The organism is Bradyrhizobium sp. (assembly GCF_050014615.1).
Taxonomy (GTDB): Bacteria; Pseudomonadota; Alphaproteobacteria; order Rhizobiales; family Xanthobacteraceae; genus Bradyrhizobium.
The window spans coordinates 43,355-67,004 of record NZ_JBEKCZ010000017.1 but is presented as its reverse complement, the minus strand read 5'-3'; the positions used below and the strand labels follow the sequence as shown (position 1 = coordinate 67,004).

Genomic DNA, 23,650 nt, shown 5'->3' with positions numbered 1-23,650 from the left:
CGTTCTCACCCGGACTTGGTCATCGGACTTGGTCACCGAACCTGGCCGCCAGACTTGGTCACCAGCCTTGGGCGCCAGACTTGGTCACCTGCCTTGGGCACCTGACTTGGGCCACGCGGTCAGGAATGCGGGGCGATCGGTGCGCGCTCGAAGGGGAACTCCGGCAAGTTTATCACCGGCGACTGATCGTCGCCGCGCTCGAACAACATCCGCCGCTCCGCGGCGGTCGAGCGCATCAAGGGGAAACGTTCGAACACCTGGTCGCGGATGCTGAGATAGTCCGCCGCCATCAGGCACAGGGGTTTGGTCAGGGTCGGATAGGGACGCGGCTCGCACAGCGATTTTTGCAAAAACAGCCGGCGATAAAATGCCCGGTGTTCGGCGCGAACGGTCGCAGTTCCAATGTCGGCATTGAAGTAAGCGCAGGCAACGTAACCCAGACGAACCGTCAAATAGGGAAGTTCCGGATATTTGGTCCGGCTCAAGGGATCGGCGACGAAACGATTGGGATCGACGATAACTTTGCCGTGGGCGAGTTCGGGCGCGAGCAGATCGCGAAAGGCATTGACCGCCGGCGTGTCGTCATTGTCAGGCGTTGCCACGCTGATGCGAATGGAGCTTGTCAGTTCGCCGTCGAGATGGACGCCGAACAGCCAGGAATTCGGCAGATCGTCGAAGCGGTCGGTCAATCGCTGATCGGCGCGCGGCTCAATGGCGCCCTCATGCAGATAGGCCCTGTATCGCAACCTGTAGATGGCGTCTTTTTCGGCTTCCGTTTCTGCCAGGCGGTAGTCGACCTGATCAAGTAACCCGATTTTACGCTTAAGAGGCCGGTCTGTCGTTTCTTGAGTTGAACTCATCGGGCTTCCTACGCAGCGACATTGCCGCCATCGACAACTAAAAGGTTAACTCTTTCCTAATGCAAGTGCAAAGCCATCGCTCGGTTAGGGTTAATCGCAAGAGGTAAAGAAGGTTTGTGTCCGGCCCCGGGCATACAGTTTTCTGGAGGAATAATTTCTAGAGAGCGGGAGTTCGCCAGAAGATAATTTTTCAGGCGATCGACCGGGAGGATACCAGCAGCAAGGCTTCCTCCGGCCGGCGGCCATGAGATGCGTTCAACAGCTGGCGAATGCGCAGCGCCGGCACCGGTCGGCTGAACAGATAACCTTGCGCTTCGGTCACCGTGCCGTCGGCATTGATCAATTCCAGCTGCTCGTTGGTCTCGATGCCTTCGACCACGACCGACATTCCGAGGTCGGCACTGAGCCGCGCCACCCCGCGCAACAGCGTCAGCGGACGGTCGGTATCGATGCCTTCCAGGAACGAGCGATCGATCTTCACCTTCTGCAGCGGGAAATTATGCAGATAGCTGAGGCTCGAATAGCCGGTGCCGAAGTCGTCCAGCGATATGCGCACGCCGATCTCGCGCAATTGAGACAGCACATCGTGGGTCAACTGCGTATTGCGCAACAGCGACGATTCGGTGATCTCGATTTCGAGACGATCGGCAGGCAGCCCGGACACTTCGAGCGCGTAGCGAACCTCGCTCAGCACGTCACGCTGATGGAACTGCTGCGGCGAAAAATTGACCGCGACGCTGACGCCCGCGGGCCATTTCATGCACTCCATGCAGGCCTTGCGCAGGATCCAGCGGCCGAGGTCGACAATAAGCCCCATGTCTTCGGCGACCGGAATAATATCGACCGGCGACACCGTGCCCCGCGCCGGATGGTTCCAGCGCAGCAGCGCTTCGCAGGTCGATATCCGGCCGGATTTGAGATTGACGAGCGGCTGAAAGAACAGCTCGAACTCCTCGTTCGCCAGCGCCTTGCGCAGGTCCAGCTCCAGAATGCGGCGGGCCTCGACCGTTTGCGCCATCTCGTCGCGGAAGAAGCAGAAGGTCCCGCGGCCGTCCGCCTTGGCGCGATAGAGCGCCATGTCCGCGTTCTTCAAAAGCGTGTCGGCGCTGACGCCTGTCGGCGAGGTCAAGGCGATGCCGACGCTGGCACCGATCTCGACCAGGTGATTGTCGATCTTGTAGCGCTCGCTCAGATGGTCGACGATGCGCCGGGCCAGAACGGCCGAATCTTCCGGCGATTTGATATTCTGCTGAAACACCACGAATTCGTCGCCGCCGAACCGGGCGACGAAATCCTCCGGGCGCAGCATGGCGCGCAACCGGTCGGCGACGGCGCACAATAGCTGATCGCCGCAGGGATGACCGAGCGTGTCGTTGACCTGCTTGAATTGATCGAGGTCGACGAACAGCAATGCCGACAATTGCTCGGCATCATGCGGAACCGCCAGCAGGCGCTCGATCTCGTCGCGGAAATTGACCCGGTTGGGAAGCCCCGTCAGTTCGTCGTAACGCGCCAAATGCGTGATTCTGGCTTCCGCGGTACGCCGTTCGGTAATGTCTTCGAGCAGCACCACGGCGCCGCCGCCGGCCATCGGCTGAAATGTCCATGACAGCGACCGGCCGCGCGCAATGTCGGGATCGGTGGTGATGATGTCTCTCGCCTGCGAATTCGCAATTTCCGAGAGGATCACCTTTGCGCTGACTGTCGAAATCGCGCCGGCGCCAACGCAGGCGCTGACGATGTCGGACGCACTCGCGCCGCGATGCACGAGATCATCCGGCAAGTTCATCATCGTGCTGAAACGATGATTCATGACCGCAAGATGCCCGTCGGCGGCGAACATGCACAGGCCATGAGGCATGTTGTTCAGGGCGGTGTCGAATTGCCCCGCGATCGAGACCACGCGTTCAGTCGCCACCAGCGCCTTGACGTAGACTTGATGGAGGCTGAGCGAAATCCGCCGCAGGCCTATGAAAAACAGCCCGTTGAGCAAGGCGAAGCCGAGATAGTAGCTGTTTCCATGCAGCAGCAGACCGAGCGACATCGGACCGCACGCCAGCAGAACCTGCAACTGGGCAATCCATGGCCGGCCATAGGTTCTGCCGGCGCCCGCCGCCGTGTAGGCGACGGTTACCGACGTACAGAGCATATGAGCGACCGGATCATCGCTGCCGACCAGAACCACGAAACACCAGATGCCGAGCGATCCGGCATACAGCGACCCGCCGAACATGTAGCGGCGTTCCCATTGCGCGACCTGGGCCGGCGTCAGCGTGGCCTTGCTACTTTGATATCTGCCGACCTCAATGGCCCGCCACAGGCCGATCGCAACAATCAGCAATGCGATCGGCCAGAGCAGCTGATTGCCGGTCTTGACCGCCGTCATCAGTCCAGCCGCGCCGGCGCACACCGCCCCTGCCAGCAGGGGAACGGGATTTTCGAACAGCGAATCGACCAGCGCCGTATAGATCGACGGCGACATTTTCTGATCGGGATCTTTGGTTTGGCCAGCAAGCTGCATCTGGGGGGCACGCATCCTCTTCAGCTGGTTCCCTTTTACCTGTCGCAGATGAAGTCTTTCTGAGGGAACATCGTTACTGGGAAGTTGCCTTTCGCGGTGCAGAGCGAAAATCTGCTCGCCAAATCAGCAAGCTAGGCAAGCTTTGCCGATTAACGGCCCAATCCGGCCGCGCCCGGGCCAGCCACACAGCCCATGCCGCTGCTCACGACAGCAGGGGTGACCACGCCGGATCAGACGCGAAGCCGGGGGTCGGCACCCGCTGCTCGTTGCGCCCGGAAATATCCACGGTGAACAGAGAAGGCCCGCCATTGCCGCCGGGATCGCGGAAGAACATCACGACGCGTCCGTTCGGCGCGAAGGTCGGTCCCTCATTATGGAATCCGGAGGTGAGAATCCGCTCGCCCGAACCATCGGGTTTCATGATGCCGATGGAAAATTGTCCGCCGCCCTGCTTGGTGAAGGCGATGTAGTCGCCGCGTGGCGACCAGACCGGGGTCGAATAGCTGCCGTCGCCGAAGGATATGCGCTGCGCGGGTCCGCCGGTTGCCGGCATCACATAGACCTGCGGCTTTCCGCCGCGGTCGGATTCGAAGCACAGGCGCGTCCCATCGGGCGCGTAGGACGGCGAGGTATCGATCGCCGGGGTATCGGTGAGGCGCGTGGTCGATTTGGAACGCAGATCCATCACGAACAGATTCGAGTTGCCGCCCTGTTGCAGGCTCATGATCACGCGCTGGCCATCCGGCGAGAAGCGTGGCGAGAACGACATGCCGGGAAAATTGCCGACGATCTCGCGCTGCCCGGTCTCGATATTGAGCAAATAGACGCGCGGGTCGCCCTGGCCGAATTCCATATAGGTGATTTCCTGGGTCGAGGGCGAAAATCGCGGCGTCAACACCAGGTCGGTGCCGCGCGTCAAATAGCGGACATTGGCGCCGTCCTGATCCATCAGCGCCAGCCGCTTGACGCGCCGCTCCGCGGCGCCGGTTTCGTCGACAAACACCACGCGGCTGTCGAAATAGCCTTTCTCCCCGGTCAGACGCTCGTAGATCTGGTCGGAAATGATGTGCGCGATCCGGCGCCAGTATTCCGGCTGCGTGAAATATTGCTGGCCGGTCAGTTGCTGGCCGGTGGCGACGTCCCAGAGCCGGAATTCGGCCTTCAGACGTCCGTCGGGCTGGCGGGTCATGCGGCCGGTCACCAGCGCCTGCGCGTTGATGGTCTTCCAGTTCGCAAATTGCGGCGCCGCGTCGATGTTGACAACCTTCTCGATATAGGCGGCCTGATCGATCGGGGCGAACAGTCCGCTGCGCTTGAGGTTGTTGGTGATGACCTGGGTGACGCCGACACCGACTTCGCCATCCGAGGGCGTGCCGGCGACGAAGTTCGGAATCGCGATCGGCAGCGGCGCGAAATCACCATCGGGAACGATGATCCGCTTCGGTGCCTGCCCGAAAGCGTCGCGGACGTCACCGCCGGCCAGCACGCCGAGCGAGGCCATTCCGGAAATTATCTGCCGGCGGTTCAGGTGGAACGGCATCTTACGCAATCCATCTTGGTCGATCATCTCAGGGGGTTTCATTTCATGTCTGCGATCGTCGGTGGCAAGCGCCTTCAGGTTTTTCGTTCGGTGAACACCGGCGTAAAATATTTCCATTCCTCGAAATAGGCCGCCGGCAGACTATACGGCTGACATTCGATGATCGCGCGCAAGGCGCTCTCCTGGTAGACGCGAAGATAGGGCGTCGCCGGCGTCTCTTCCGGAACCGGCATTCCTTCAAGGGTACCGTCGCGCTTTAGCTTGATGGTGAAGGCCACTTCCGGATTCTGACTCTCGATGCCGCCATAGGGCTTCTTCCAGCAGCGTTCGACCTCAGACTTGAACAGCGCGCCCCAGGTCGCCGAATTATCCGCGGCCTTGCCCTTGGCGAGGCCGAGCGCGGCATTGGAATTCAGCGTTTCGCCGGTCGCGGCCTGCCGCGTCGGATCGCGCTTGTCGAGCAAGGCCGCGATCTTGGTCTGGTCGAACGTCCGCTCCTTGGGCTTTTGCGGCTGCGGCGCTGGCGTCGCCGCCTGGACTTGCGGTTTCGGCGGCGGCTTCTTCTCTTCTTTTTTCAAGGCTTCCGCGATCGGGTCGACATTGGGCGGATCCGGCTTCTTCTCGATCGGCTTCGGCTCTTCCTTCGGCTTGCTCTCGGCAACCGGCTTCGGCGGATCGGGTTTTTTCTCGACCGGCTTTTCCACCGGCTTCGGCTGCGGCGGCGGTGTGGTGTCGGTCACGACCGGCGGCTTCTCGGCGAGCTTGCCGACGGCGTCATCGACCGGCTTGGCCTCGGCGACTTTATCCACCAGCGGCTTCGGATTTTCCTTTTTGCCGGATTTCATGCCGGCGGTAATCTTGGCCAGCTGGTCGGAGGAAATGATGTCGACGGGGAGAGATTCTTCAGGGATCGACTCGAAGGCTCTGGATGAGAACGACACCAGGCCCCACCCGATCACGAGAACGTGCAGGGCCACAGACGCAACCAGTGTCTTGTCGACCTTCACGCTCTAGGACCCCTGCTCCACTTCGGTGACCAGTGCCAGCCGTTTGAACCCTGCGCCGGACAATTGTCCCATCACCCGCGCCACGGTTCCGTAATCCGCCTTCTTGTCCGCCCGCATGAATATACGCTCGTCCAGGCCGCCGCGGGCGTCGGTGATCGCCTTTAATTTCGGCACCAGTTCATTCATCGCGACTTCGGTGTCGTTGATGAACACCCTGCCCTTGACGTCGACTGAAAGCTGCAGCGGCGTCTTGTCCTGCTCCAGGCTCTTGGCCTGGGTTTGCGGCAGATCGAGCGGCACGCCGACCGTCAGCAGCGGCGCCGACACCATAAAGATGATCAGCAACACCAGCATCACGTCCACCATCGGGGTGACGTTGATTTCCGCCATCACGGCGCGACGCCGGCCGCGGCGTCCGCCACCCGGCGAGCCTGCCATGTTCATCGCCATGTTCTGGTGCTCACAATCCGCTCATAATATACCGCCCCTCACGCCCGTTCGTCGATCTGGCGTGACAGGATTGCTGAAAATTCGTCGGCAAACCCTTCCAGCCGCTGGGCCTGCCGGTTCACCTCGGACGTGAACTTGTTATAGAAGATAGTCGCTGGAATGGCGGCGATAAGGCCGATTGCGGTGGCAAACAGCGCTTCGGCAATGCCCGGGGCCACCACCGCCAGCGAGGTGTTCTTGGAGGCGGCGATCGACTGAAAGCTCGACATGATACCCCAGACAGTGCCGAACAGGCCGACAAACGGGCCCGCGGAGCCGACCGTCGCCAGCACCAGCAGCCGGCGTTCCAGCCGTTCGATTTCCCGGGCGATGGAGACGTTCATGACCTTCTCGATCCGCATCTGAAGCCCTGCGAAGGATCGCGCCTGGCTCTCGAACGAGCGTTTCCATTCGCGCATCGCCGCGACGAAACACGCCGCCATCGATTGCGTCGGCTTGGCGGAGAGCGCGCGGTAGAGTTCCTCGATCGACTGACCGGACCAGAACGCCTGCTCGAAACGATCCATCGCGCGTTTGGTGCGCGAATACAGGAATATCTTGTCGATCGCGATCGCCCAGACCCACACCGAACAGCCGAGCAGCCCCAGCATGACCGCTTTCACGATCCAGTGCGCCTGCAGAAACAGTGCTATCAGCGATACGTCAGCGGATGCGAGCGGCAAGGCGGATTGCGCCACGTCGGCCGGATTCATAAGCGGTATCCTCTCAACGCCATTGTCCCAAATCCTCCGGGAGCAAATGACTGCCGGTTCCACAGCCGCACGGCAGGCGCGGCGGTAAGCGCCAGCGCGAGAGCCTTGTTGTGTCGCATGGGGGGCCCGTCCAAAGCCGAGGCCTGCTTCCCCTGCCAACGTGTCAAAACGAGGGCTATTCGCGCGTCCTTACCCCACTAACCAAGCGCTAATCATGGTTAACGTCCGGTTACCAAAGGGGATTTGGGGGTGCGCGAAATGTGGGCCATGGAGTGGGGAATGGCTTCGGGAAATCAGGCTTCCGAGCCCCGGATCCCGGATAAAGCAAAACCGCCCATCTGCTGGCAGATGGGCGGTCGTGTCGCCGTCAGGTTCGTGGGGGCACTACGCCTGCGGCTTTAGCCTTTAAAAGATTCAGCCTTGCTGCGGTTGACCATCCGAGGGTGGCGTCGGACGGGGACGATGCTGGGCCATGAACTGGTCGAACTCATCCTTGTCCTTGGCGTGACGCAGGCGATCGAGGAAATCGCGAAATTCGGTCTGCTCTTCCTCAAGGCGCCGCAGCGTTTCCATGCGGTATTCGTCGAACGCACGGTTGCCGCTCGAGGGCGGGCCAAAGCCGCCGAAGCCGAAGCCACGACGCTCCATGCGGTCGCGCATCCGCTCCATCTTGTACTGCATGCGCTGCATCTTGTTTTCGAAACGGTCCGAGTGGCTCCAGCAACCCATTGTCGTTCTCCTGAGTGTGAAAAAGAGGAAGGCAAGACCGACCGGCCACCAGAACAGGAAGCCAAGAATGGTCGCGATGACCATGCCGGGATGCACATGCATATGCGGACGGTAGGGTTCAGTGTCGGGGCCGCGCCATCGATTGACATCTGCGGTGTAGGCCATTTCCCTCTCCATGACGGCTCGATGCCGTGTGAATGTAAATAACATTCACATACCTAAACCTTCCCGGATTTTTGTCAAGCCGGGCACCAAGGGCGCCCCTCGATTTATTTTGGGCTGCCCCAAGGGCCTGAAGGGCCTGAAGGACCTGAAGGGCCTGACGGCTGACTGGCCGGCTTTGGCTCCGCCTGGTCTTTTTGGCCTGGCGCGCGGCGGTCGGTCAAAAATCCGAGACCTCGCAGATAAATCAGCACTTCGGCCTCGAGCAGATCTTCGGCCGACATCGGCAGCTTGCGGCGCGCCGCATCGCCGCGCGCAAACAGCGACGCCACGCCGTGCGACATCGACCAGATATGCAGCGCCATCATCATCGCCGGCGGACGCGGCGTGCCTGGGGGCGCCAGCGCGGCAAGACGCTCCGCTGCGGCCCTGATAACCGCGAAGGCGCGTTCGCTCGCCGCCAGCAAGGCCGGAGTATGGTCGACGGGAACTGCCGATTCGAACATCGCCGAATAGAACGCGGGCTCCTTGCGGGCGAACGCGAGATAGGCCTTGCCGACCCGTTCGAACGCCGTGACCGTATCCGGACGTCCATCATCCCAGGCCTCCGTCAGCGCCGCTTCGAATTGCTCGAAGCCGCGCTGTGCAATGCTCGACAGCAGTTCATCGCGGTCGCGAAAATGCCGGTACGGTGCGGCTGGGCTGACCCCGGCCATGCGCGCGGCATCGGCAAAGGTGAACCCGGCCGCGCCCTTTTCCGCAATCAAATTGAGGGCGGCCTGCAGCAGCGCCTCCTTCAGATTGCCGTGATGGTAGCCGCGTTCGGTGCGGCTCTCTTCCTTGCGCCAACTCATGTTAAAGGCTTTTACATGAGCCGGCCGCAAAGGTCACGCGTCCAAACTGAGGATCCTCAGGCGTTAACGTCCCGAATTGCCCTGTAATTCGGCGAATCCGGCCGCGGCCTGCTGAACGTCGGCGGGAAAATCCGACATTTCATGCACCTGACGAATTTCAATGATCTCGTTGTCGGAAGCCGGGCAACGCGCGGCCCAGGCGATCGCCTCATCCCTGGATGTCACGTCGATCATCCAGTAGCCGCCGATCACCTCCTTGGCCTCGGTGAAGGGACCGTCGGTCACCACGGGCCTGCCGCCGGCGAACGAAACCCGCGCGCCCGCCGAGGGCGGGTGCAGCCCGTCGAGCGTGATCAGCACACCCGCTGCCTTCAGTTGCTCGTTATATTTCATCATCGCCGCGACCGCCTCTGCAGAGGGCGTGGTGCCCGGCGCGGCCGTCTCATAGCCCCTGGGAATCATCAGCATCATAAATCGCATCGCATGCTCCGTTTGGCATTCATGTCAGCCGGACGAGTCAGCCGGGCGAGCGGCTTGGCCACCCGAATTCCGGCTCCCTGGATATGACGAATGGGGTTGTGCAGCACCGACATAGCAAACGGAATTATTTCGGAGGTAATTGCAGCCAGCCCCGTCTTTTGCGTCGACGCGTTTTCCTAGCGCGCTTCCTGCGGGAACATGCGAAAATAGGGTTCGGCCTCCTTGATCACGCGCGCCAAGGAAGGTCGCGCCGTCAGGCGATCGAAATAGGCCGTCAGGTTTTTGTTTTCGTCACCGAACGGCATCACCGTGTTGGCGTAGAACAGCGCCGGCGCGGCGGCGCAATCGGCGATGCTGAAAACTTCCCCCATCGCCCAGGTCCTGGTGGCGACTTCCCTGTCGATCATGCCGTAGCACGATTGCAGCCGCGCCCTCGCCTCCTCGACACCGTGCGGATCCTGTTTTCCTGGCGGCCGCAACCGGTCGCCGACGATCTTCTGCATGGGTAGATGCACGTAGAGATCGTAGAACCGGTCGCGCAACCGCGCCTGCAGCGCCAGCTTCTCGTCCGCGGGGATGAACCGGGTACGTCCGGGATAATGATTGTCGAGATATTCGATGATGATGCTGGACTCCGGGATGGTGCGATCCATGGCATCGTCGCGCAGCACCGGAAACTTGCCGATCGGCCATAGTTTCAACAGCGCCGCGCGCTCCGCCTCGTTGCCGAGATCGACCATGTGCGGCACGAAAGCCGTATCGTTCTCGTACAGAGCGATCAGCACCTTCCAGCAGAACGACGACAGCGGATGGAAATGCAGCGTGAGCGACACGGGCTATCCTCCATATTAAAGCGTGTTAAATCGAAACGATGATCCGTGAGACGACGAACGGGATCGCTCGAAACCGACATGTGCGACACCTTTTATTATGTTACGGACGCTCGGCCAAGCCGGGACATCATGCGCGGCATGGGTTATAGCAGCGCGGAGTTCATCAACCTCAAACGGACCTCGCCATGCCCCCTGCCCTTCAAAAAGTCGCGCTGGTGACTGGCGCCGCGCGCGGCATCGGGCTTGCGGTGGCGAAGCGATTTCTCGCCGAGGGCTGGCGCGTGGCGCTGCTCGACATCGAGGGCGAATTGCTGGGGAACAGCGTGGCGGCGCTGGCGGCGCCCGGCGATACGCTAGGGCTGCATTGCGATGTCTCCGACGCGCGCGCGGTCGCAAGCGCCATCGCCGAGATCGAACGACGCTTCGGCCGCCTCGACGCGCTGGTCAACAATGCCGGCATCGCGGTGTTCGCGCCGCTGCTGGAGACGTCCGAGGACGACTGGAGCCGGATACTGGCCGTCAACCTCACCGGGCCATTTCTCTGCACCAAGGCGGCCGCTACCTTGCTGCGCGAACACGGCGGCGGCGCCATCGTCAATATTACCTCGATCTCGGCGGTGCGCGCCTCGACGCTGCGCTCGGCCTACGGTACCAGCAAGGCCGGGCTCGCTCATCTCACCAAACAGCTCGCGGTCGAACTGGCATCGCTCGGCATTCGCGTCAATGGCGTCGCTCCCGGCCCGGTCGAGACCGCGATGGCCAAAGCGGTTCACACCCCGCAGATCCGCGCCGACTATCACGACGCCATTCCGCTCAACCGCTACGGCCTCGAGGAAGAACTGGCCGAAGCCGTGTTCTTTCTATGCAGCGACCGCGCCAGCTACATCACCGGACAAATTCTTGCCGTCGATGGCGGCTTCGACGCCGCCGGCATCGGTTTGCCGACGTTACGCGGCGAGAGAAGAAACGGATGACTATTTCGTAGGGTGGGCAAAGCGAAGCGTGCCCACCTGACTTTTGCTGCGGGAATGATGGTGGGCACGGCGCAAGCGCGCCTTAGCCCACCCTACGAATCTCACGAGCGGAACGGGAAATCACGTTAGCCGGCACCTTGCTCCGTGCTCGATTGTTCCCTAGCTGATGATCGATCCGATCGAAGGAATGTTCGGCCATGCGGACAGCTTTCGCCAGACCCATCGGGCTCGCCATGATCCTGTGCGCCCTCATTGCACCACCGGCGCAAGCCGAGGTTCGCATTCTCGGCAGCCTGGGCGGGCAGGTCGGCCCGTTTCTCGATCTGTTCGAGCGCGTGCGCGACTCCGGCGAGCGCGTGGTCATCGACGGGCCGTGCCTGTCGGCATGCACGCTGGTGCTGAGCATGGTGCCGAACAACCGCATCTGCGTGACGCGCCGGGCGGTGCTTGGATTTCATGCCGCGCGCTCGGTCGACCGGCGCGGCAGGTTGTATGCCGAACCGGAAGCCTCCGAACTTGTGCTGGAAGCCTACCCCGCGCCGGTACGCGGCTGGATTCGCCAGCGCGGCGGACTGACTTCGCGCCTGCTGCTGTTGCGCGGGCGCGAACTCAACGCATTTTATCCGGCATGCCGATAAAGCGCGGTCACATCTCCGCCGGACAATTGACCATCCAGGGAATGCCGAACTGATCGACGCACATGCCGAAGCCCTTGGAGAAGAAGGTCTTGCCGAACGGCATATTGACGCTGCCGCCCTCGGACAGCGCCTTGAACTTGCGCTCGGCCTCGGTGGGGTCGTCGACCGTCAGCGAGACCGCAAAGCCCTGCGGCTTGTTGAAGCGTTCGGGAGGCGCATCGGACGCCATCAATATCGCGCCATTGATCGAAATCCTGGCGTGCATGATTTTCTGTTTGCGTTCCGGCGGCGACGGCATCTCGGCCGGGGCCTCCTCATTTCTCAACATCATCTCGATCTTGCCACCAAGCGCCTTCTCGTAGAACTTGAATGCCGCTTCGCAATTGCTGTCGTAGAACAGATAGGGATTGATCTGCATCGCTTGCTCCTTGGGTAATCCTGGACAACGCGTGGTGCTCTTGACGTGCCCGTGATGTCGCGTCCCGCATCCGGAACACGGCGACTTATGCTTCGGTGAGTCGTTTCAGGTTGGCGAGGCCGGCTTCAAAATCCTTGCCGATCATCGTGTCCAGATTCAGGAACACCTGCATCAGCTTCGACATGAAGCGCGCGGGACCATGCATCACCCATGTGACGCTGGTGGCATCGCCCTGCGGCAGCATGGTGAATTCGGCCGTGTTGTGGCCCTCGAACGGCTTGAAGAAATCAAGCTTGATGATGATTTTCGAAGGCGTGGACGCATCCAGGATTTCCATACGGCCGGAGCCGACATTCTTGTTGCCATCCCAGGCATAGACGGCACCTCTCCCGCTTTCGGCGCCGCTAAAGCTGCGCTGCATCGCGGGATCCTTGGCTTCCCACGGCGACCAGCTTCCCCATTGATGAAAATCGTTGATCAGGGCGAAGATTCTCTCCGGCGGCGCCTTCATGGCGACCCCGCGCTGGACACTGAACGTGTCCGGCTTGGCCGCGGCGAGGATCAGCACGATCGCGATGGCGATCGCAAGCACAATAGCAACGATGGCAATGATCTCAAACATGGGACGCTCCCGCTTCGCTATTATCAGCCAGGCCCATCAATTCCGCAGCGGCACCAACGCGCGCAGGCTCCGCGCAAGACTTTTGCTCGCACCATAGCCGATCCGGTCCATCGTTGCCGTGACCATCCGCCATGACGCCAGCCTGATGATAACGTCGAACAGCAGGAATAAAAACTGGATGGTTTGCATGTTCATCGCTCGTCCCTCTTCAGCAAACTGTCATGCCTTAGAGACGAACGAGACAGGCCCGATCCGACAGGGAACCAATTATTTTTTTGAGATACTGGACCCGCCCGGCGCGCTGTCGCGGATCAGCCGGTCGAGATGCATCCGGATGTGGGCGGCTTCGGCCGAGGTATTGGCCAGCGCGATGGCGCGGTCGAATGCCACGCGGGCTTCTTCATTGCGGTTGAGCTGCATCAGGAACGCACCGCGCACGCCAAAGAAATGGAAATAATTCGAAAGCCGCGGCCCGAGCGGCTCGATCATGTCCAGCGCCGCTTCTGCGCCGCGCACCTTGGACACCGCGACGGCGCGGTTCAGCGTGACCACCGGCGATGGTTGCATGATTTCGAGCGCCCCATAGAGCAGATCGATCTGGGTCCAGTCGGTGTCGTCGGGCTTTGCGGCACGGGCATGCAAAGCCGCGATCGCCGCCTGAACCTGATACGGCCCGCTTTGCCGGTGCCGCATCGCCTTGTCGATCAGCGCCAGGCCCTCGGCGATCATCTTCTGGTTCCACAGCGAGCGATCCTGATCGTCGAGCAGCACCAAGGCGCCCTCGGCATCGAAGCGCGCCGCGGAGCGGGCATGCTGCAGCAGCAATAGCGCGGTCAGGCCCATGATCTCGGGCTCGCTCTGGAACAGCCGCAGCAGCAGCCGCGCCAGGCGGATGGCTTCCTCGCACAGCGGCGCGCGAGCCTCAAGCGTATCGCCGCTGGCGGAATAGCCTTCGTTGAAGATCAGGTAGATCATCGCGGCGACGGCGGAGAGTCGCTCGGCGCGCTCCGCCGCGCCCGGCGTCTCGAACGGCATCCCGGCGTCGGCCACGCGCGCCTTGGCGCGGGTGATACGCTGCTCCATCGCGGCTTCACCGACCAGGAACGCGCGCGCGATCTGCCTCACCGTCAGCCCCGACACGATGCGCAGCGCCAGCGCGATCTGCTGGGTCGCCGGCAAATCGGGATGGCAGCAGATGAACAGCAGCCGCAGAATGTCGTCACGATAATGCGAGCCGTCGAGCCGCTCGGCCAGCGCGTCCTCGGCGTCTTCGAGATCGGAGATCGCCTCGTCCCCGGGCAGCGGCTCCTGCCTGCGATGGCGGCGCACCTCGTCGATCGCGACATTGCGCCCGACCATGATCAGCCATGCCGCCGGGTCGCGCGGCGGTCCGTGTTGCGGCCAGTTCTTCAGCGCGCGCAGGCAGGCGTTCTGGAAGGCTTCTTCGGCGGTATCGAGATTGCGGAAATAACGCAGCAGCGCGCCGACCGCCTGGGGACGCGCCGAGGTCAGCGCGCCGTCGATCCAGGCGGTATCGGTCACGTCGGAATGCTCCCGGGCGTGAACACCCCGACCGGGCGAATTTCGTAGGCCCCGCCGGGATTGACGGCGCCGAGGTCGCGCGCAAAATCGAGCGCCTCATCGAGATTCTTGCAATCGACGACGTAGAAGCCGAGCAGTTGTTCCTTGGTCTCGGCATAGGGGCCGTCGAGCACCAAGGGCGGATTTTCTTTCCGCAACGTCGTCGCCGAGGTCGTCGGCAATAGCCGCGCGACCGGGCCGAGCCGGCCCTGTTCGGCCAATTTGTCCTGCACGACGCTAAGTTTCTGCATGACGGCGGCGTCCTGTTCCTGGGTCCAGGAACCGACGAAGTCCTCATCATGGTAGCAAAGGATGGCATAAAGCATGCGGAAGAATCCCTGTTGCACTGGAAGACGAACCAACAGCCGCGGAGCCGACCGCCCAGCGGAAATATTTTGCATGGTCGGCGCGGGCCGGTAATGTCGCCTGCAATCAGCGATTATAAGGCGAAAATCCAATGAACAAAGGCGCGCTCGCTCTGCTGGTGCATGGCGGGACTGAAAACTGGTCGCCGGAACGCTGGAAACGCCGGTTTGACGAGGTGTGCGGCAACCGGCGCGTCTGGCGGCTGCCCGATGCCGATTGCAACCCCGCCGAAATCCACTACGCCGCGGTCTGGAAGCCGGCCCAGGGCGAGCTTGCGGCATTTCCAAATCTGCGCGTCATTTTCAATCTGGGAGCGGGTGTCGACGCGCTGATGGCGGATACCAGCCTGCCCAAGGTGCCGCTGGTTCGCGTCGCGGTCGGCGATCTCACCGCCCGGATGACGGAATATGTCGTGCTTCACGTACTGATGCATCATCGGCAGGAACCGTACCTGCGGGCCTGCCAGCAAGAAAAACGCTGGGCACCGACGTCTCAATGGCCGGCCGGCGCCATTTCGGTCGGGATCATGGGCCTCGGCACACTGGGTTCGGACGCGGCGCAGGCGCTTCGGCATCTCGGCTTTCGAGTATCGGGCTGGAGCCGAAGCGAGAAGAAAATTGCCGGCGTCGAATGTTTTCACGGCAGCACCCAGATCGATGCGTTTCTGCAGGCGACCGATATCCTGGTTTGTCTGCTGCCGCTCACGCCGGACACACGACACATTCTCAATCGTGGACTGTTCGCGAGGCTCAACCGCAACAGCCCGCTGGGCGCGCCGGTCTTGATTAATGCCGGGCGGGGCGGGCTGCAAAACGAGGCCGACATCCTGGCGTGCCTTGACGACGGCACGCTCGGCGCAGCGTCGCTCGACGTCTATGCCATCGAGCCGCTGCCAGCCGACAGCCGGTTCTGGACCCATCCCAAAGTGGTCCTGACGCCGCACAATGCGGCCGACACCGACCCCGACGAAATATCGAAATATGTGGCGCGCCAGATCGAACGCTTTGAGGCCGGCGGCGCGCTGGAGAACGTGGTCGATCCCGGGCGTGGGTATTAGCGGCAGACGTTGTATTTATCGTCGTCCCCGCGAACGCCGGGACGACGTATGGAGCTAGGCGCCTACCATCAGATCGATCGCGCCCTTCACGATCGCCTCCAATTCCCTCCGCGGCACGCGGGCGCGGGCGCGGATCGCGATGGTGTGGAGGGTCGCGGAGGCGAGTTGCGCCAGCACCACGGGATCGGCGGTGTCAGGCAGTTCGCGCTTTTCCCTGGCAAGGCGGAAGCAGGCCGCGAAGGCTTTATCGAGTTCGGAAAATCCCTCCAGCACCATGGCGCGGATATCGGAATCGGCCACCGCTTCGGACGCCGCCGTCATCACCGTGAAACAGCCGCGCGGACCGGCCTCACCGGAGAGATAGATATCGAGCGCCACCGCGTAGATCCGCTGCAGCCGTTCGCGGATCGGCAGTTCCTCTCTGAAGATGTCGATCATCGCCGCCCGCGCATCGGCGCGATAGCGCGCATAGCTCTTGATGTAGAGCTCGCGCTTGTCGCCGAACGCGGCGTAAAGGCTCGGCCGGTTCATGCCGGTGGCGGCGCTGAGATCGTCGAGCGACGTGGCCGCGAAACCATCCTTGCGAAACAGATCGAGCGCCTTGCCGAGCGCAATTTCCGGCTGATAGGCGCGCGGCCGGCCGCGGCGCTTCGGCGCGGCGGCTGCATCGGCTTTCGCCGGCCGCTTTTTACTTTTTTGTACCATTTCGCAAATAATCCCTTGACCGGGTTTATATTATGCGGAACAGTATAAAAATCAACCATGGTTCGCCAACCCGAACCGAAACCGCCAAGGAGGCACAAATGGACCTGTATTTCTCGCCGCTGGCCTGCTCGCTGGCGACCCGCATCGCGCTGTATGAAGCCGGCGCCGACGCCAACTATCTCGAGGTCGATCCCAAGACCAAGGTGGTGCAGAACGACGGCTCCAATTTTCGCGAGGTGAACCCGCTCGGGCTGGTGCCGACACTGCGCACCGACGACGGTCAAATTCTCACCGAGAACGCCGCGATCCTGCAATATGTCGCCGACCGCTTCCCACAGGCCGGCATCTCGACTGGACCCGGCATGGATCGCAGCCGGTTGCATCAATGGCTGTGTTTCATCGGCACCGAACTGCACAAGGGATTATTCGTGCCGGTGCTCGACCGGAACGCGCCGCCCGAAGTGAAGACCTACATCCTCGGCAAAGGCCTGTCGCGACTCGACTACCTTGAGAACTATCTCAAAGGCCGGGAATTCCTGCTCGACCATTTCAGCGTCGCCGATGCGTATCTGGTCACCGTCATCAACTGGACCATGGCGACGCCGCCGATCGAACTGGCGAAATGGCCCGCCGTGAAAGCCTATTACGAGCGGCTGCGCGCGCGGCCCAGCATCGCCAGAGCCGTCGCCGAGGAGTTCAAGCTGTACCAGGCCGAACTCGCACGCCACAAGGCGGCGGCGTAAACCCCATCCAAGCGCGGGGCGCCGCCAGGCGGCGTCCCGTTGATCAAGACGACGTATTTCACCCCTGCTCCATACTTAATACTTCGTTTTTTCCGCAAGCTTTCTTCAGTTTATGTCCCGGCGATATGCCGATCGTCAAACTTTCGCGGGCAGCATCGGTCATGACGCGCCGGAGCCAGCAGATGACACAGCCGCGATTATACAAAAGAGTTGCTCCGTCGGGGCAGATGTCCCGGACAGGCCAGATCATTGTCGGCCCGAAATTGCCGGCCATGACCTGCAGGGTCGTCGACTATTCCGCCGGCGGCGCCTGTCTCGACATCTACGGCCTGGGCGCGGTGCCGGACCGTTTCGAATTCCTCTATGGCGGCGTCAGAAAGAAAAGCCACATCGTTTGGCGCCGCGGAATTCGTATCGGCGTGGCGTTCTAGGCAAACGCCGGGCACAGCACACCGATCAGAACGGGCTCTCGCCCAGTCCCGCAACATCCGCCGGTCTCGGCCCCGGCGCGCTCCAGTGGAAGCGGCGGTCTTTTTCCGCGATGGCGATATCGTTGATGCTGGCTTCGCGGCGGCGCATCAGGCCGGCCGCGTCGAATTCCCATTGCTCATTGCCGTAGGAGCGATGCCACTGCCCGGCATCGTCGTGCCACTCGTATTGAAACCGCACCGCGATGTGGTTGCCGTCGAACGCCCAGAGATCCTTGATCAGGCGATATTCGTGCTCCCGGCTCCATTTGCGGGTGAGAAACGCCACGATCGCGGCGCGGCCTTCGAAAAACTCGGAGCGATTGCGCCAGCGGCTGTCTTCCGTATAGGCCAACGCGACGCGCTCGGGATCGCGCGAGTTCCAGGCGTCTTCGGCCATGCGCGCCTTCTGGGCGGCGGTCTCTCGGGTGAACGGCGGAAACGGGGGACGTGACATGGCGGGCCCTCTTCTATCGATGCGGCCGGCAATGTAGCGCCATCGAACCATGAGTCGAGGGCGCGTTGCCTATCGCCCGATAGCTAAACCTGATCGGCCTTCATCAGGGTTCGCAGCGCTTTCGGAATCGGCTGCGCCTTGCCCTCGCTGATGAAGGCGACGCGCACCTGCGCCTTCACCAGCACCTGCTCGCCGCGCCGTACCTCCTGCGCCAGCGTGATCGAGGCGCCCTTCACCATCACCGGCCACGTCACCACGTCGAGCACGTCATCCATCCGCGCGGGCTTGAGGTAATCGATCTGCATCGAACGAACCACGAAGGCGAAGCCCGGCGTCTCCGCCTGCGCCTCGGCAAACAATGCGTGCTGCTCCGCGCCCATCAGCCGCAGATGATTGGTCCGTCCGCGCTCCATGAAGCGCAGATAATTGGCGTGATAGACGATGCCGGAAAAATCCGTGTCCTCGTAATAGACCCGGATCTGCATGGTATGGCGGCCATCGCGGATCACGCCGTCAAGATGAGCTGTTTGCACCTGCCGTCCCCGAAATGAACAATCGATCGTGACATGCCCTGGCAATACGCCCCGCGTCAATTCTCCGGCGGATCGCCGGGACTAGTCGCGCCTGGAACGTTGATCGAAGTCAAGACCGGCGTGGTCCCTACGGGATATCCAGCAAGCCAATCGCGAACGCCCGCCGTGCGCTTCACGGCACGCTTTATCGGCAGCGCGGCCCGCATCCAAAAAAGGCGAATCTCATGGCAAACACCGATGGTGCCGCGCAGCGGAGCGAAACCAAGGCCTATCTGGTCGGAAGCGGCATCGCATCGCTCGCCAGCGCAGCCTATTTGATCCGCGACGGCGGTCTTAAGGGAGCCAATATCCGCATTTTCGAAGAGACCCCGCAGCTTGGCGGCAGCCTCGACGGGAGCGGCTCGCCTGATCACGGCTACGTCATCCGTGGCGGCCGAATGTTCACCTACGAGGCCTATACCTGCACTTTCGATTTGCTGTCGTTCGTTCCATCGCTGACGGACCCGACCAAATCCGTCAGCGACGAGATCCATGAATTCAACGACAAGCACATCCCCCATTCGAACGCGCGGCTGGTGCGGGGCGGCGAAAAGGTCGACGTCTCCAACATGGGATTTTCGAACCGGGACCGGCTCGACCTGATCGAGATCATGGCGGTGTCGGAAGCCTCCCTCGGAGCCAAGCGGATCGAGGACGTGTTCGCTCCGTCATTCTTCACCACCAATTTCTGGTACATGTGGGTCACGACCTTTGCCTTCCAGCCCTGGCACAGCGCGGTCGAGCTGAAACGCTATCTGCACCGTTTCATTCAGGAATTTCCCCGTATTCATACGCTCGGCGGCGTTCGCCGCACACCCTACAATCAGTACGATTCCATTGTGCTGCCGGTGACCACCTGGTTGAAGGCCCACGGCGTGGTCTTTCAGACCGGCACCGCCGTCACCGATCTCGATTTCGTCTACGGTCCGAAAGGCAAGGGCGTCGAGCGGCTGCACTGTCTGCGCGACGGCAAGCCCGAGCTGATCGCCGTCGGTGCCGACGATCTGGTGTTCGTCACCAACGGATCGATGACCACCGCGGCAAGCCTGGGTTCGATGACGCGGCCGGCCACGCTCCACGACAAGGACGGCAAGACCGATGGATCATGGACATTATGGGAGAAGCTCGCCGCGAAGCATTCCGAATTCGGCCGGCCTTCGGCATTCAACGGCAAGATTGATGAATCGAAGTGGCTGTCGTTCACGGTGACGATGCGCGATCCGACCTTCTTCGAGCTGATGGAGAAATTCACCGGCAACGTCGCAGGTACCGGCGGCCTTGTTACCTTCACCGATTCGAACTGGCTCATGTCGGTGGTGCTCGCCGCCCAGCCGCATTTCATCGGCCAGCCCGATCATATCAAGGTATTCTGGGGCTACGGCCTGTTCGTCGACCAGGTCGGCAACTTCGTCAAGAAGAAGATGTCGGATTGCAGCGGTGAGGAGCTGATGATCGAACTGCTTGGCCACCTGCGTTTCGATGCGCAGAAAGACCTGATCCTGAAGACTTCGAACTGCATCCCCTGCATGATGCCTTACATTACCAGCCAATTCATGCCGCGCGTCCAGGGTGATCGGCCGCCGGTCAAACCTCCCGGCACCACCAACCTCGCCTTCATCGGCCAATATTGCGAGATCCCCGACGACGTGGTGTTCACCGTCGAATATTCGGTGCGCTCGGCGCAAACCGCGGTGATTGCGCTGCTTGGCCTCGAAAAGGAGGTCTCGCCGCTGTACAAGGCGCAATACGATCTGGGGGTGCTGTTCGGTGCGGCGAAAACGCTGGCTCATTGAGGGCTGAAACTAAGCCAAGCCCAACCAGATGGTTCAGCGATCGTCATTACGATTTTGACGGGCTACGAAATGGTGGAAGGTGGTCCACCCAGCGTCACCAGCACGATTTCGGGCGGAACGCCGAGACGGAATGGCATGAAGCTGCAGCCAAGGCCGCCGGAGACAATGACGTCGCAGTTGACCCGCGTGTGGCCATAGGCCAGCCGGTTTCCGTAACGCGACGGCACCACCGGCGACCATCCGAATAATCGCACCTGGCCGCCATGGGTATGCCCCGAGAGCTGCAATGCGACCCGCGCCGGTACGCGCATCGCGACGTCAGGCTCGTGCGCCAGCAAGATGACCGGGGCATCGTCGGCGACCTTTCCAAGTGTGGCGGCAAGATCATCGACACCGATGCGCCGCACCGGCCGGAAGCGGCTGGCCGGCAGATAAGCCAGTTGATCGCCAAGCCCGGCCAGCCAGAACGCGTGATTGTCCTTGGTCAGGCGCCTGGCGTCATTTTCGTAAACTGGAATTCCCGCAGCTTCGAGCGCCTGCCGCGCCCGCGTTGGCCCCTGCCCCGCACGCTGCACGATATTGTCTTCCCACCAGTCGTGATTGCCGAGAATCGCATGGACACCGAGCGGCGCCTTCAATCCGCCAAGCACGGACGCCCATTCGGTGGCTGGAATGTAACGCGTCACCCGACGATGCCCGGCCACGTAATCGCCCAGCATCACGATGATATCCGCGTTGAGCGCATTGGTACGATCGACGATCGCCTCGACGTGCTCCAGCGTCATCCAGGGATCGCAGGCATGAAGATCGGCGATGACGGCGATCTTGAGCTGGAAATCGGCGGGCCATTGCGGCGGCAGGATATCATACCGCGCGACCCGAAGCCGCAGCATAGGTTCAACGCCGACTCCGTATGCCGTAGTTGACGCACCGAATGCGCCGAAGCCAGCGAGGAAGCGCAAAAAATGTCGGCGTGAGATCATGAAATGGTTAATCGTGATGCATCCTCTTTTTAATCAGGGATTGCAGCTGAATTGGGGTGCGTTTGTGCAGAAAGTCAGCAGAGCGCGTCAGTCATCGCCGCCGAACAATCCGAGTTGCGCCGGATCACGCCATCGAGGGGCGGCAGGCCAGCGGCAGGACATGGTCGCGGGTCAGTGGCGCCAGCAGGATATCGGGCGGCGCAGCCGGGTCGATCCAGATCATCGCATCGATCTCGCGGTTCGGCACGATATCGCCGGTCACGTCGATGCCATACAGGCAAGCGTGAACCCGCCATCCCGGCTCATTCGCCGCGACGGCATCGAACTCGCCGAGCGGCTGGATCGAGTCGCGAACCATGCGACACCCGAGTTCCTCGGCGATTTCGCGCGCCAGCGCCGCCACATCGTCTTCGCCGGGGTCGCGCTTGCCGCCGGGCTGCATGAAGGCTGAGGTTCCGCGCTTGCGCACCAGCAGCACCCGGCCCGCGGCATCGCGTATCAGTGCCGCAACAACCCTGATCGTGCCGGTTTCCATTACCCGTCCTCACCTTGCCCGAACAACCCAAACTGCGCCGGATCGCGCGCAGGTTCGGCGAGACCGAGATGACGGAACGCATGCGAGGTCAACAGCCGGCCGCGCGGGGTGCGCTGCAGATAACCGCACTGGATCAGGAACGGCTCGATAATATCCTCGATCGCGTCGCGCGGCTCCGACAGTGCCGCCGCCATGGTCTCCACGCCGACCGGGCCGCCGCCGTAGTTCATCGCGATGGTGGTGAGATAACGCCGGTCCATGGCGTCAAGCCCGGCGGCGTCGACTTCAAGCGCGCTGAGCGCGTTGTCGGCAATGGCGCGGTCGATCGAGGCGGCGTCCGCCGCGGAAGCAAAATCGCGCACCCGCCGCAGCAGACGACCGGCGATGCGTGGCGTGCCGCGGGCGCGGCGGGCGATTTCGTTGGCGCCGTCGGGCGTCATGCCGATCTTGAGCACGCGGGCGCCGCGGGTGACGATCTTTTCGAGTTCTTCCTCGGTATAGAAATTCAGCCGCACCGGAATCCCGAAGCGGTCGCGCAGCGGATTGGTCAATAGCCCCGCGCGCGTCGTCGCGCCGACCAGGGTGAACTTTGCGAGCTCGATCTTGACCGAGCGCGCCGCCGGTCCCTCGCCGATAATCAGGTCGAGCTGAAAATCCTCCATCGCCGGATAGAGCACTTCCTCGACCGCGGGGCTGAGGCGGTGGATTTCATCGATGAACAGCACATCGCGCTCTTCGAGATTGGTCAGCAGTGCCGCGAGATCGCCGGCCTTCGCGATGACAGGCCCGGAAGTGGCGCGAAAGCCGACGCCGAGTTCGCGCGCCACGATCTGCGCCAGCGTGGTCTTGCCGAGGCCGGGAGGACCGACGAACAACACGTGGTCCAGCGCCTCGTTGCGCTTGCGCGCGGCCTCGATGAAGATCGAAAGATTCGCGCGTGCCTGCGCCTGGCCGACGAATTCGGACAGCAGTTGCGGGCGCAGCGCGGTGTCGCCGACATCGTCGACGCGGCGCTCGGGTGTCACGATGCGGGAGGGCGTGGTCATGCGGCGATGTTAGCACGATGCAGCGGCTTCGCGAGCCACCAGCACAGGGTCGTCGGCAGTATCGCCAATACGGAGAGCACAGCGAACAAGGACAGCGTCTCACCGGCCGATCGGGCGCTCGGCAGGATAACCGCCGATGATTCATCCGGGATAATAAAGACGCCGAGCACGATCACACCGATAATGGCAAGCGCCACCGCGAGCCATGCCATCCAGACCGCATTGACGCCGGCATAGACCGCAATCAATGCGAAAATGCAGCCAGCCACCGCGGACGGCGGAAACGACGCCAGCCACGTCGCGACCACAAGCAGCCACAACGCGACCGAAACCACGGTGCTGAACCCGTCAAGATGGACAAAGGCCAGAGCGATCTGCAGCAGCGGTGCGCTGAACCCGGCCACAATCAGCAGGATCAGCGTCGCGAAGGCGAGCGGCCCCACGATCGAAAAGATCAGGACGATCCCGATCACGCGCCCGAAGCTGCGGAGTGCTGCGCCCACGC

General features: G+C 62.1%; 28 protein-coding genes. 6 read left to right on the top strand and 22 right to left on the bottom strand.

All coding sequences use genetic code 11. From position 1 onward, the window contains the following. Positions 1 to 119 precede the first annotated feature (119 nt). The 10 genes from ABR948_RS04885 to ABR948_RS04840 all read right to left on the bottom strand — a co-directional run bounded on the left by ABR948_RS04885 (position 120) and on the right by ABR948_RS04840 (position 10,188). Positions 120 to 860: an N-acyl amino acid synthase FeeM domain-containing protein gene (locus ABR948_RS04885; protein WP_428114314.1), complete on the bottom strand. Its 741-nt coding sequence runs from the start codon at positions 858 to 860 to the stop codon at positions 120 to 122. Between the two features lie 190 nt (positions 861 to 1,050). Then, positions 1,051 to 3,381, bottom strand: coding sequence for a putative bifunctional diguanylate cyclase/phosphodiesterase (locus tag ABR948_RS04880; RefSeq protein ID WP_428114313.1), 2,331 nt, complete (start codon positions 3,379 to 3,381; stop codon positions 1,051 to 1,053). Between the two features lie 202 nt (positions 3,382 to 3,583). Beyond that, entirely contained in the window at positions 3,584 to 4,921 is a 1,338-nt protein-coding gene (tolB, locus tag ABR948_RS04875; RefSeq protein WP_428114328.1) for a Tol-Pal system beta propeller repeat protein TolB, read from the bottom strand. 74 nt (positions 4,922 to 4,995) lie between these two features. Beyond that, complete coding sequence (locus ABR948_RS04870) at positions 4,996 to 5,928, bottom strand: cell envelope integrity TolA family protein (protein WP_428114312.1); 933 nt, start codon at positions 5,926 to 5,928, stop codon at positions 4,996 to 4,998. A gap of 3 nt (positions 5,929 to 5,931) precedes the next feature. After that, complete coding sequence (gene tolR, locus ABR948_RS04865; RefSeq protein ID WP_428114311.1) at positions 5,932 to 6,378, bottom strand: protein TolR; 447 nt, start codon at positions 6,376 to 6,378, stop codon at positions 5,932 to 5,934. A 38-nt stretch (positions 6,379 to 6,416) separates the two neighbouring features. Continuing rightward, positions 6,417 to 7,130 carry a protein TolQ gene (tolQ, locus tag ABR948_RS04860; RefSeq protein ID WP_428114310.1) on the bottom strand — a complete coding sequence of 238 codons (714 nt, stop codon included), beginning with the start codon at positions 7,128 to 7,130 and terminating at the stop codon, positions 6,417 to 6,419. A 414-nt stretch (positions 7,131 to 7,544) separates the two neighbouring features. Further along, positions 7,545 to 8,024 carry a DUF2852 domain-containing protein gene (locus ABR948_RS04855; RefSeq protein WP_428114309.1) on the bottom strand — a complete coding sequence of 160 codons (480 nt, stop codon included), beginning with the start codon at positions 8,022 to 8,024 and terminating at the stop codon, positions 7,545 to 7,547. Between the two features lie 104 nt (positions 8,025 to 8,128). After that, positions 8,129 to 8,875: a TetR/AcrR family transcriptional regulator gene (locus ABR948_RS04850; protein ID WP_428114308.1), complete on the bottom strand. Its 747-nt coding sequence runs from the start codon at positions 8,873 to 8,875 to the stop codon at positions 8,129 to 8,131. Between the two features lie 63 nt (positions 8,876 to 8,938). Further along, positions 8,939 to 9,355 (bottom strand): YciI family protein, encoded by a 417-nt coding sequence (locus tag ABR948_RS04845; RefSeq protein ID WP_428114307.1) that lies wholly within the window; start codon positions 9,353 to 9,355, stop codon positions 8,939 to 8,941. Positions 9,356 to 9,531: 176 nt separating this feature from the next. Beyond that, complete coding sequence (locus ABR948_RS04840; protein WP_428114306.1) at positions 9,532 to 10,188, bottom strand: glutathione S-transferase family protein; 657 nt, start codon at positions 10,186 to 10,188, stop codon at positions 9,532 to 9,534. A 185-nt stretch (positions 10,189 to 10,373) separates the two neighbouring features. On the opposite strand from ABR948_RS04840, the gene ABR948_RS04835 reads away from it, so the two are divergent. After that, complete coding sequence (locus tag ABR948_RS04835; protein ID WP_428114305.1) at positions 10,374 to 11,162, top strand: SDR family NAD(P)-dependent oxidoreductase; 789 nt, start codon at positions 10,374 to 10,376, stop codon at positions 11,160 to 11,162. A gap of 233 nt (positions 11,163 to 11,395) precedes the next feature. Further along, positions 11,396 to 11,800, top strand: a complete 405-nt coding sequence (locus ABR948_RS04830; RefSeq protein ID WP_428114327.1) for a hypothetical protein — start codon at positions 11,396 to 11,398, stop codon at positions 11,798 to 11,800. A gap of 7 nt (positions 11,801 to 11,807) precedes the next feature. Here ABR948_RS04830 and ABR948_RS04825 read toward each other — a convergent pair whose 3' ends face one another. The 5 genes from ABR948_RS04825 to ABR948_RS04805 all read right to left on the bottom strand — a co-directional run bounded on the left by ABR948_RS04825 (position 11,808) and on the right by ABR948_RS04805 (position 14,747). Further along, on the bottom strand, positions 11,808 to 12,218 hold the full coding sequence (locus ABR948_RS04825) for a VOC family protein (RefSeq protein WP_428114304.1): 411 nt from the start codon (positions 12,216 to 12,218) through the stop codon (positions 11,808 to 11,810). 85 nt (positions 12,219 to 12,303) lie between these two features. Beyond that, positions 12,304 to 12,840, bottom strand: a complete 537-nt coding sequence (locus ABR948_RS04820; protein ID WP_428114303.1) for an SRPBCC family protein — start codon at positions 12,838 to 12,840, stop codon at positions 12,304 to 12,306. Positions 12,841 to 12,876: 36 nt separating this feature from the next. Further along, on the bottom strand, positions 12,877 to 13,035 hold the full coding sequence (locus ABR948_RS04815) for a hypothetical protein (RefSeq protein WP_428114302.1): 159 nt from the start codon (positions 13,033 to 13,035) through the stop codon (positions 12,877 to 12,879). A gap of 72 nt (positions 13,036 to 13,107) precedes the next feature. Further along, a complete protein-coding gene (locus ABR948_RS04810; protein ID WP_428114301.1) occupies positions 13,108 to 14,382 on the bottom strand; it encodes an RNA polymerase sigma factor in 1,275 nt (424 codons plus the stop codon). Beyond that, positions 14,379 to 14,747, bottom strand: a complete 369-nt coding sequence (locus ABR948_RS04805) for a YciI family protein (RefSeq protein ID WP_428114300.1) — start codon at positions 14,745 to 14,747, stop codon at positions 14,379 to 14,381. The genes ABR948_RS04810 and ABR948_RS04805 overlap by 4 nt, the downstream gene beginning before the upstream one ends. A gap of 131 nt (positions 14,748 to 14,878) precedes the next feature. On the opposite strand from ABR948_RS04805, the gene ABR948_RS04800 reads away from it, so the two are divergent. Next, the gene (locus ABR948_RS04800; protein WP_428114299.1) at positions 14,879 to 15,844 is read left to right on the top strand and encodes a 2-hydroxyacid dehydrogenase; all 966 of its coding nucleotides are present in this window, start codon (positions 14,879 to 14,881) and stop codon (positions 15,842 to 15,844) included. 54 nt (positions 15,845 to 15,898) lie between these two features. Here ABR948_RS04800 and ABR948_RS04795 read toward each other — a convergent pair whose 3' ends face one another. Then, positions 15,899 to 16,549, bottom strand: coding sequence for a TetR/AcrR family transcriptional regulator (locus tag ABR948_RS04795; RefSeq protein WP_428114298.1), 651 nt, complete (start codon positions 16,547 to 16,549; stop codon positions 15,899 to 15,901). Between the two features lie 98 nt (positions 16,550 to 16,647). On the opposite strand from ABR948_RS04795, the gene ABR948_RS04790 reads away from it, so the two are divergent. Both ABR948_RS04790 and ABR948_RS04785 read left to right on the top strand, forming a co-directional pair. Continuing rightward, positions 16,648 to 17,292: a glutathione binding-like protein gene (locus ABR948_RS04790; protein WP_428114297.1), complete on the top strand. Its 645-nt coding sequence runs from the start codon at positions 16,648 to 16,650 to the stop codon at positions 17,290 to 17,292. 227 nt (positions 17,293 to 17,519) lie between these two features. After that, positions 17,520 to 17,723 carry a PilZ domain-containing protein gene (locus ABR948_RS04785; protein WP_428114296.1) on the top strand — a complete coding sequence of 68 codons (204 nt, stop codon included), beginning with the start codon at positions 17,520 to 17,522 and terminating at the stop codon, positions 17,721 to 17,723. 25 nt (positions 17,724 to 17,748) lie between these two features. Here the strand turns inward: ABR948_RS04785 and ABR948_RS04780 are convergent, their stop codons facing one another. Together ABR948_RS04780 and ybgC are read right to left on the bottom strand one after the other, a co-directional pair. Further along, positions 17,749 to 18,216 carry a nuclear transport factor 2 family protein gene (locus ABR948_RS04780; protein WP_428114295.1) on the bottom strand — a complete coding sequence of 156 codons (468 nt, stop codon included), beginning with the start codon at positions 18,214 to 18,216 and terminating at the stop codon, positions 17,749 to 17,751. An 83-nt stretch (positions 18,217 to 18,299) separates the two neighbouring features. Beyond that, on the bottom strand, positions 18,300 to 18,701 hold the full coding sequence (ybgC, locus tag ABR948_RS04775; protein WP_428114326.1) for a tol-pal system-associated acyl-CoA thioesterase: 402 nt from the start codon (positions 18,699 to 18,701) through the stop codon (positions 18,300 to 18,302). A 272-nt stretch (positions 18,702 to 18,973) separates the two neighbouring features. On the opposite strand from ybgC, the gene ABR948_RS04770 reads away from it, so the two are divergent. Next, positions 18,974 to 20,581: an oleate hydratase gene (locus ABR948_RS04770; protein ID WP_428114294.1), complete on the top strand. Its 1,608-nt coding sequence runs from the start codon at positions 18,974 to 18,976 to the stop codon at positions 20,579 to 20,581. A 62-nt stretch (positions 20,582 to 20,643) separates the two neighbouring features. Here the strand turns inward: ABR948_RS04770 and ABR948_RS04765 are convergent, their stop codons facing one another. The 4 genes from ABR948_RS04765 to ABR948_RS04750 form a co-directional block, all read right to left on the bottom strand. Next, positions 20,644 to 21,564: a metallophosphoesterase gene (locus tag ABR948_RS04765; RefSeq protein WP_428114293.1), complete on the bottom strand. Its 921-nt coding sequence runs from the start codon at positions 21,562 to 21,564 to the stop codon at positions 20,644 to 20,646. A 124-nt stretch (positions 21,565 to 21,688) separates the two neighbouring features. After that, positions 21,689 to 22,099, bottom strand: coding sequence for an NUDIX hydrolase (locus ABR948_RS04760; protein WP_428114292.1), 411 nt, complete (start codon positions 22,097 to 22,099; stop codon positions 21,689 to 21,691). After that, positions 22,099 to 23,145 (bottom strand): Holliday junction branch migration DNA helicase RuvB, encoded by a 1,047-nt coding sequence (ruvB, locus tag ABR948_RS04755; protein WP_428114291.1) that lies wholly within the window; start codon positions 23,143 to 23,145, stop codon positions 22,099 to 22,101. Before ruvB ends, ABR948_RS04760 begins: the two co-directional genes overlap by 1 nt. Continuing rightward, positions 23,142 to 23,648 carry a hypothetical protein gene (locus tag ABR948_RS04750; RefSeq protein WP_428114290.1) on the bottom strand — a complete coding sequence of 169 codons (507 nt, stop codon included), beginning with the start codon at positions 23,646 to 23,648 and terminating at the stop codon, positions 23,142 to 23,144. The genes ruvB and ABR948_RS04750 overlap by 4 nt, the downstream gene beginning before the upstream one ends. Positions 23,649 to 23,650 lie beyond the last annotated feature (2 nt).